General features: G+C 67.8%; 7 protein-coding genes and 1 pseudogene. 6 read left to right on the forward strand and 2 right to left on the reverse strand.

Annotated elements, in window-relative coordinates:
* Nucleotides 1–2: 2 nt before the first annotated feature.
* Genes BN4332_RS01385 through BN4332_RS01405 form a run of 5 tightly spaced genes read left to right on the forward strand, consistent with a single transcriptional unit; the run spans nt 3 to nt 5,398 of the window.
* Nucleotides 3–875, forward strand: a complete 873-nt coding sequence (locus BN4332_RS01385) for an SDR family oxidoreductase (RefSeq protein WP_066896574.1) — start codon at nt 3–5, stop codon at nt 873–875.
* Nucleotides 872–2,113 (forward strand): acyl-CoA dehydrogenase family protein, encoded by a 1,242-nt coding sequence (locus tag BN4332_RS01390; protein WP_066896578.1) that lies wholly within the window; start codon nt 872–874, stop codon nt 2,111–2,113. Before BN4332_RS01385 ends, BN4332_RS01390 begins: the two co-directional genes overlap by 4 nt.
* Nucleotides 2,110–2,943 carry an alpha/beta fold hydrolase gene (locus BN4332_RS01395; RefSeq protein ID WP_066896581.1) on the forward strand — a complete coding sequence of 278 codons (834 nt, stop codon included), beginning with the start codon at nt 2,110–2,112 and terminating at the stop codon, nt 2,941–2,943. Before BN4332_RS01390 ends, BN4332_RS01395 begins: the two co-directional genes overlap by 4 nt.
* On the forward strand, nt 2,940–4,553 hold the full coding sequence (locus tag BN4332_RS01400) for an acyl-CoA synthetase (protein ID WP_066896584.1): 1,614 nt from the start codon (nt 2,940–2,942) through the stop codon (nt 4,551–4,553). The genes BN4332_RS01395 and BN4332_RS01400 overlap by 4 nt, the downstream gene beginning before the upstream one ends.
* Nucleotides 4,550–5,398: an SDR family oxidoreductase gene (locus tag BN4332_RS01405; protein ID WP_066896587.1), complete on the forward strand. Its 849-nt coding sequence runs from the start codon at nt 4,550–4,552 to the stop codon at nt 5,396–5,398. Before BN4332_RS01400 ends, BN4332_RS01405 begins: the two co-directional genes overlap by 4 nt.
* 4 nt (nt 5,399–5,402) lie before the next feature.
* Here BN4332_RS01405 and BN4332_RS01410 read toward each other — a convergent pair whose 3' ends face one another.
* Nucleotides 5,403–6,620: an SfnB family sulfur acquisition oxidoreductase gene (locus BN4332_RS01410; RefSeq protein WP_066896590.1), complete on the reverse strand. Its 1,218-nt coding sequence runs from the start codon at nt 6,618–6,620 to the stop codon at nt 5,403–5,405.
* 215 nt (nt 6,621–6,835) lie between these two features.
* Nucleotides 6,836–7,291, reverse strand: a pseudogene (gene mntR / locus BN4332_RS01415) (manganese-binding transcriptional regulator MntR); the annotation flags it as partial.
* A gap of 80 nt (nt 7,292–7,371) precedes the next feature.
* Here mntR and BN4332_RS01420 point away from each other — a divergent pair.
* Nucleotides 7,372–7,979 (forward strand): bifunctional riboflavin kinase/FMN adenylyltransferase (locus BN4332_RS01420; RefSeq protein WP_160110943.1); only part of this gene is annotated, 608 nt, incomplete at its 3' end.

Raw genomic sequence — 7,979 nt, forward strand, 5'->3', positions numbered from 1 at the left:
ACATGGGTGCACTGGAAGGGCGGGTCGCGGTCATCACCGGCGCGGGCCGGGGAATCGGTCGTGAACATGCGCTGCTGTTCGCCTCGGAAGGCGCCAGCGTCGTCGTCAATGACCTGGGCGGCAGCAACTCCGGCGATGGTGCCGACGCCGGCCCCGCGCACGAGGTGGTCGCCGAGATCCGTGCCGCCGGCGGCAACGCGGTGGGCAACACCGAGAACATCGCCACCTGGAACGGGGCGCAATCCCTGGTTCAGCAGGCGATCGACGAGTTCGGCCGGCTCGACGTGGTCGTCAACAACGCCGGAATCCTGCGCGACTGTTTCATTCCGACGATGACCGAATCCGACTGGGACGCCGTGATCGCGGTCCATCTCAAGGGCCACTTCTCGGTACTGCGCCATGCGGCCGAGTACTGGAAGGCGCAGTCCAAGGCCGGCGATCAGCCCATGGCCTCAGTGATCAACACCGCATCCGGTTCCGGCACGACGATCCCCAACGCCGGGCAGGCGAACTACGGGTCGGCCAAGGCCGCGATCGCAGCGCTCACGCTGGTCGCCGCCGACGAGTTGGAACGCTACGGTGTACGGGTCAACGCCATCGCGCCCATCGCGCGAACCCGTCTCACGCTCGCGACCCCCGGTATGGGCGCGCTCATGGCCGAACCGGAGGACGAAGGTGAGGTCGACCTGTTCAGTCCGGCCAACATCTCACCGCTGGTCGCCTACCTCGCCACGGAGAAGTGCCCGATCACCGGCCGGGTCTACGCCGTGCAGGGCGGCGCGATCTCGCAGCTCGCCGGCTGGCACGATGTCGAGACCATCGAGACCGACGGGCTGTGGCGGATCGACGACATCGCCGAGAGGCTGCCGTCATGATCGAGTGGTCCGACACCGACGTCATCATGCGCGACACCGTGCGCGAGTTCATCGACAAGGAGATCCGACCCCATCTCGACGGGCTGGAAAGCGGAGAGCTGTCGCCGTATCCCTTCGCTGGCAAGCTGTTCAGCGAGTTCGGGCTCGATGTCATGGCCGCCGAGGCCGTCAAGACCTTGCTCGACAAGGAGCGTGAGCGCGGATCCGGTGAACGAGCCCAGAAGTCTGGCGGCATCGGCGGTTTCGGCGAACAGGCTTCGATGGCCGCGGTCATGGTCTCGGAGCTGGCCGGGGTGAGTATCGGGCTGCTCAGCACCATCGGTGTCAGTCTCGGTTTGGGGGCGGCCACGATCATGAGTCGCGGCACGCTCGCGCAGAAGGAGCGCTGGCTGCCGGAACTGATGACGCTGGAGAAGATCGCGGCCTGGGCGATCACCGAACCCGACGCCGGCTCGGATGCGTTCGGCGGCATGAAGACCTACGTCAAACGCGACGGCTCCGACTACATCCTCAACGGCCAGAAGACCTTCATCACCAACGGTCCCTACGCCGATGTGCTGATCGTCTACGCCAAGCTCGACAGCGGCGACGCGGGGGCCGACCGGCGTGACCGCCCGGTCCTGACGTTCGTGCTGGACTCCGGAATGCCCGGCCTGACGCAGGGCAAGCCGTTCAAGAAGATGGGCATGATGTCTTCGCCGACGGGGGAGTTGTTCTTCGACAACGTCCGGCTCGGCCCGGACCGCCTGCTCGGAGAGACCGAATCCCACTCCAGCGGCGACGGACGTGACAGTGCACGAGCGAATTTCGCGGCGGAACGGGTCGGGGTGGCGCTGATGTCACTGGGCATCATCAACGAGTGTCACCGACTGTGCCTCGACTACGCGAAGACCCGCACGCTGTGGGGCAAGAGAATCGCGGAGTTTCAGCTCATCCAGCTGAAGCTGGCTCGGATGGAGATCGCCCGGATCAACGTGCAGAACATGGTCTTCCAGACCCTGGAACGGCTGAAGGCCGGTTCGCTGCCCACACTGGCCGAGGCGTCGGCGATCAAGCTGTACTCGTCGGAGGTGGCGACCGAGGTCGCGATGGATGCCGTGCAGCTGTTCGGCGGCAACGGATACATGGCCGAGTACCGCGTCGAGCAACTCGCACGAGACGCGAAGTCGCTCATGATCTATGCGGGTAGCAATGAGGTCCAGGTGACACACATTGCCAAGGGGCTGCTCGCCGGATGATCATCGAGTCTCGGGCGACTTTCGGTGGTGTCGGCACGCGGATGCTCTCGGTCACCGGCACCGGGGCACCCGTGGTTCTGCTGCACGGTTATGCCGATAGCGCCGACACCTGGCGCGGGGTACTGACCCGCTTGGAAGCGCTGGGGCGCAGCGCCTTTGCCGTTGATCTGCCCGGCTTCGGCCGGGCAGATCAACGCAGGCCCGGTCCGCTGCTGCCGCAGTTCGACTCCTTCGCCGATGCGATCCTCGCCGAGACGGGGCCGGCGGTCCTGGTCGGCAACTCACTCGGATCGGCCACGGCGGTCAGAGCGGCAGCGCGTCGGCCGGAGCAGGTCGCCGCGTTGGTGGCGCTCGATGATCCGCTCAACGCACGGCACTGGCTGGCCCGGATCGCGAGGTCCCGTGACCTGTCCGACCGGTTCTGGTCAGGGGTGGGCAACATCCCGGTGCCGAACCGGGCGGTTCGGTGGCTGGCGACCCAAGGCGTCCGTCGGGTGCTGTACGGCAGCCCGCATGCCGCGGATCCGGCGGTCATGGGCTACTGGACCGACACGTTCGCGAGTCAGGCGGCCATCGCAACCCTCGGCCGATACGCGTTTCAGTACGCGCGGGAGACCGTCGACGGTCACCACGACATCCGCGTCGAGTGTCCGACGGTGGTGGTCCACGGGGCGCGCGACCGCATCATCCCCGTCCAGGCCGGTCGTCTTCTCCATCAGCAGATCCCAGGAAGTGAGTTCGTGGTGTTGCCCCGATCCGGTCACTGCCCGCAACTGGACGATCCCGACGCGGTGGCCCGCATCGTGATCGGGACGACGGCCGCCGCGTGATCACCCGGCTGCAGACGACGCGGGATCTGGTCGCGGCCGCGCTGGTGTTGCAGCGACGCGGCCTGATCGATCTCCGTCGGCCGAACGAGGCGATCCGGGCGTCGAAGGCGCTGCGACGGTACGGGTCGTTCGGTGGACTCATCACACATACCGCGGCCCGTTACGGCGATGCCCCGGCGCTGACCGACGACGCCGGGACCTTGAGCTTCCGTGACCTGGAGCGGGCATCGAATGCCCTCGCGCGGGGATTGGCCCGCAGGGGAGTCGGGGACGGTGCGGTGGTCGGGATTCTGGTGCGCAACCATCGCGGGTTGTGGCTCGCTCTCGGCGCGGCGGGGAAGGTCGGTGCCAAGGTGGTGCTGCTCAACACCGGATTCGCGGCGCCACAGCTTGCGGATGTCTGTGCCCGGGAGTGCATCTCGGTGGTCGTCGCCGACGACGAGCACACTCCATTGTTGGATAGGCTGCCTCCGGATGTCGTGCGCATCGTCGGCTGGGCGGACGGGAAGGTGGGACTGCCGACCCTGGACACCATCGCGATGGATGAGTGGACCGATCCGGTACCGGCGCCGACCCGCCAAGGCGGCATGGTGCTGCTGACGAGCGGCACCACCGGAACACCGAAAGGTGCGCCCCGCGACAAGGTCAGTCCCCTGCAGTCCGCCCAGCTACTCGACCGGATTCCCTGGCCCGCGAACGGGACCTATCATGTCGCCGCCCCGATGTTTCATGCCACCGGTCTGGCGACCTGCGCGCTGGGACTTGCGCTGGGCAACCGTGTCGTGCTGGCCCGGCGGTTCGAACCCGAGGCCACGCTCGCGTCGATCGCAGACTACGAGGCCAGCACGCTGATTCTCGTGCCCACCATGCTGCAGCGCATTCTCGACCTCGGCCCGGACGTGCTGGCCCGTTACGACACCTCCGCGTTGAAGGTGGTCTTCGCGGCCGGTTCGGCACTGTCGCCGGACCTGTGCCGGCGAACCAGGGCGGCTTTCGGCGACGTGCTCTACAACCTGTACGGCTCCACCGAGGTGGCCGTCGCGGCGGTCGCCACCCCGAGCGAACTGGGTGCGGCGCCTGGCACCGTGGGCCGCCCGCCGGTCGGCTGCACCCTGGCCGCCTACGATGAGCAGCGTCGCCGAATCACCGAACCCGGCCGAACCGGAACGCTTTTCGTGTCGAGCGGGCTGAGTTTCTCCGGGTACACCGATGGCGGGCAGAAGGAAATCGTCGACGGGCTGTTGTCATCGGGCGACACCGGGCATTTCACCGCGGACGGCTTGTGGTTCGTCGACGGCCGCGACGACGACATGATCGTTTCGGGCGGAGAGAACGTTTTCCCGCTCGAAGTCGAGAACCTGCTCGCCGACCACCCGGCGGTCGTGGAGGCGTGTGTACTCGGCGTCGACGATGACGACTTCGGGAAACGGCTGCGCGCCTTCGTGGTTCGTCAACCCGACGCGGAACTGGACGCCGATGGGGTGCGAACCCACGTGCGGTCCGCGCTGGCACGGCACAAGGTGCCCAGAGACGTCGTCTTCCTCGACTCGTTGCCGCGCAACGAGACCGGAAAAGTTCTCAAAGGTGTGTTACGGAAGGAATACCGATGAAGTCGACCCCATACCAAGGCGGCCGGGTGGTGGCGATCACCGGTGGCGCCCGGGGGATCGGCCGGGCGACGGGAGCGGCATTCCTGCGCGCGGGTGCGCGGGTCGCGTTGGGCGACATCGACACCGCGCTGGTCGAGAAGACCGCCGCAGAGCTGGCCGAGGCGACCGGCGGTGTGGTGTGTGGACTGCCGCTCGACGTCACCGACCGCGCGTCGTTCGCGTCGTTCCTGGATGCGGCCGTGCAGCGACTCGGACCGTTGGACGCGTTGGTCAACAACGCGGGCATCATGCCCACGGGCAACTTCACCGACGAGACCGATGACATGACCGACCGCATGGTTGCGATCAACCTCTGCGGTGTCCTGAACGGATCGAAGTTCGCCGCGAGACGGATGACCGGCCGCGGCGGCCATATCGTCAACGTCGCGTCGCTGGCCGGGGCGAGCGCGTTTCCGGGGCTGGCCACCTACTGCGCGACCAAGCACGCCGTCGTCGGATTCTCCGAGACGCTTCATCTCGAACTCGCGGCGGACGGCATCGGAGTCACCGCAGTGCTTCCGGGCGTCGTGCACACCGACCTGTCTGCGGGCCACAGCGCGCCCAAATGGATCCGGCCGATCGCCGAGGTGGAACCCGAGGATGTCGCCTGCGCGATCGTGTCCGCGGTGGGAAGCCGCCGGACCTCGGTTGCGGTGCCACGGGCGCTCGGCGCCATCATCAAGATCGCCGCGGGCCTACCCGACACCGTGCGGCACCGCATCTCCCACGCCGCCCATTTCGACACCGCGTTCACCCACGTCGACCCCGGCGCGCGGGCCGCGTATCACCGGCGCCTGCAACCCTGATGGCTCAAAGCTGGCCGTGGCGAGGCGGTTTCGTTCCTGAGAGGGTGAAGTTGCCGATGTGCCGGATCTTCCAGCGGGTGGCGTCGTGCAGGGTGTGGGTGCGGGCATCGCGCCAGTATCGCGACAGATTGCCCGACGCCGACGCGCTGCGGGTACCGCCGAATTCGAACAGCGCACTGCCGGCCTCCACCGCTGCCCTCGCGGCCGCCACCTTGGCGACCGCCACCGCGATCGATGCGGCCGCCGCGCTGTCCTCGGTGAGGTCGGCGCGGGCCACATCGACCTGCCGGGCCGCCTCGGCGAGCAGCGCCTGAGCACCGCGTACGGTCACGGTCAGCTCACCGGCGAGCTGGACCAGGGTCGGATCCTCGACGGCACTGGACACCGATGCCTCGAAATGCGGCCGGGCCTTGGCGGCCTGACGCACGGCTTCCTCCAGAGCGCCCGTGGCGATCCCCACGTCGAGAGCCGCATGCAGTAGCTGGGCCCGGGCTCCGTACACGGTGGGGCGCGCGAAGATCGGGCTGAACTCGACCACGTTCGCGGCGGGTACCTCCACGGCATCGAGCGCGACGGTGCCCGAGGCTGTGGTCCGCTGACCCATGCCGTCCCAGTCGTCGACGATCTCGACCCCGGACGCATCGCGTGGAACGAACGCGATGGCCTTGGGTGTGGCAGCCGTCGGCACCTGCCCGGAACCATCGGAGCGCGAGGCCCGCACGATCAGCCAGTCCGCGAACAGCGCTCCGGTCGAGTAGTACTTGCGGCCGTTCAGGACATAGCCGGAGCCCGACGCCGTGAGCGTCGTGGTGTCCACATCGACGGGATGCGGCCCGCGTTCGGACTGGGCATTGGCGAACAACGCCCCGTCGAGCACCAGCCCGTAGAAGTACGCCTGCTGGGCCGGCGTGCCCTGGAGCCGCAGCGCCTCCAGGAAGGTGAAATGCGAGTGCGGGATCTGACCGATCGACGGGTCGCCGTGCGCGATCAGACGTATCGCCTCGGCGAGCACGGTGACGGGTACGTCGAGCCCGCCGTGCACGGCCGGCACGGTCAGCGCCAGCAGCCCCGATTCCTTCAGCGCCCGAACCTGCTCGTGCGGGAGGATCCGGTGCGCGTCACGGGCGCCGGCCCCTTCGGCGAACGACTTCGACAGCTGCACGGCCACCGACAGCGCCGCCTGCTCCGACGAGACACGGGTGGCACCGGCCAGATCGGTCATCGCGGCGCGCCGACGAATGGGATCGAGGCGGGCGCAGCGGATGGCGAGCCGCCGCCGAACAGCCCTCGCTCACGCAGGATCGGCACCACGCCCTCGCCGAACCAGAACAGCTCCTCCAGATGCGGATAGCCGGAGAAGATGAACTCGTCGATACCGATCTCGGCGTACTCGGCGATTCGGTCGGCCACCTCGGTGTGGCTGCCCACCAGCGCGGNGCGGGCCGGCGGGGTGGGCACCTGGCCGTCGGCGGCCGGGATCGGATCGCCGTGCGGATCGCGGGTGGGGTGGCCCAGTTTGGCGTCGATGCGGTCGAGCATCCGGTCGGACACCGCGTGCTCGAGGATCTCGGCCTCGTCGTGCACCTCGTCCCAGCCGTAGCCGAGCTCCTGCACCAGGAATGTCTCCATCAGCCGGTGCCGGCGCACCATCGCCAGCGCGGCGCGCCGGCCTGCGTCGGTCAGGGTGACTGCGCCGTATTTCTCGTGATCGACCAGGCCCTGGTCGGCGAGCTTGCGAATCGATTCGGACGCCGTGGACGCGGATACGCCGATGCGCTCGGCCAGCAGCTTGGTGCTGACCTTCTCGCGGGACCACTCCTGGGCCGTCCAGATGACTTTCAGATAGTCCTGGGCAACCGTGGAGAGGTCTTGGTGGTTACCGTCGGGACTCACAGTAGGAAAGTTTAGGCAATCATCACCTGATCGGGGGATCTAGAGCAGACCGCGTCGCCGTCGGGTCGTAGGCTGATCGGGTGCAGCGCTGGCGTGGGCAGGACGAGATCCCCACGGACTGGGGCAGGTGTGTAGTCACCATCGGGGTGTTCGACGGGGTTCACCGTGGACACGCGGAGTTGATCAGTCATGCCGTGAAGGCGGGCCGATCACGCGGAGTGCCGGTGGTCCTCATGACCTTCGACCCCCATCCGATGGAGGTGGTGTTTCCGGGCAGTCACCCGGCGCAGCTGACCACGCTCACCCGGCGGGCCGAACTGGTCGAGGAACTCGGCATCGACGTCTTCCTGGTCATGCCGTTCACGTCGGATTTCATGAAGCTCACCCCCGAGCGCTATATCCACGAGCTGCTGGTGGAAGACCTGCACGTGCTGGAAGTGGTGGTGGGGGAGAACTTCACCTTCGGCAAGAAGGCCGCGGGCAACGTCGAGATGCTGCGCAAGGCCGGTGAGAGGTTCGGCTTCGCGGTCGAGAGCATGTCGCTGGTCACCGAGTCGCTGGACCCCGAGCATCGCGACGAGCGGGTCACGTTCTCCTCGACATACATCCGTTCCTGCGTCGACGCCGGCGATGTGGTGGCCGCCGCCGAAGCCCTCGGCCGGCCGCACCGCGTCGAGGGCGTGGTGGT

It is taken from the genome of Mycolicibacterium houstonense (assembly GCF_900078665.2).
GTDB classification, from domain to species: Bacteria; Actinomycetota; Actinomycetes; order Mycobacteriales; family Mycobacteriaceae; genus Mycobacterium; species Mycobacterium houstonense.

What these genes read in the sequence shown, in the direction of transcription:
- BN4332_RS01385 (WP_066896574.1), top strand. Translation starts at nt 3, where the DNA reads ATGGGTGCACTGGAAGGGCGGGTCGCGGTCATCACCGGCGCGGGCCGG.
- BN4332_RS01390 (WP_066896578.1), top strand. Translation starts at nt 872, where the DNA reads ATGATCGAGTGGTCCGACACCGACGTCATCATGCGCGACACCGTGCGC.
- BN4332_RS01395 (WP_066896581.1), top strand. Translation starts at nt 2,110, where the DNA reads ATGATCATCGAGTCTCGGGCGACTTTCGGTGGTGTCGGCACGCGGATG.
- BN4332_RS01405 (WP_066896587.1), top strand. Translation starts at nt 4,550, where the DNA reads ATGAAGTCGACCCCATACCAAGGCGGCCGGGTGGTGGCGATCACCGGT.
- BN4332_RS01410 (WP_066896590.1), bottom strand. Translation starts at nt 6,620, where the DNA reads ATGACCGATCTGGCCGGTGCCACCCGTGTCTCGTCGGAGCAGGCGGCG.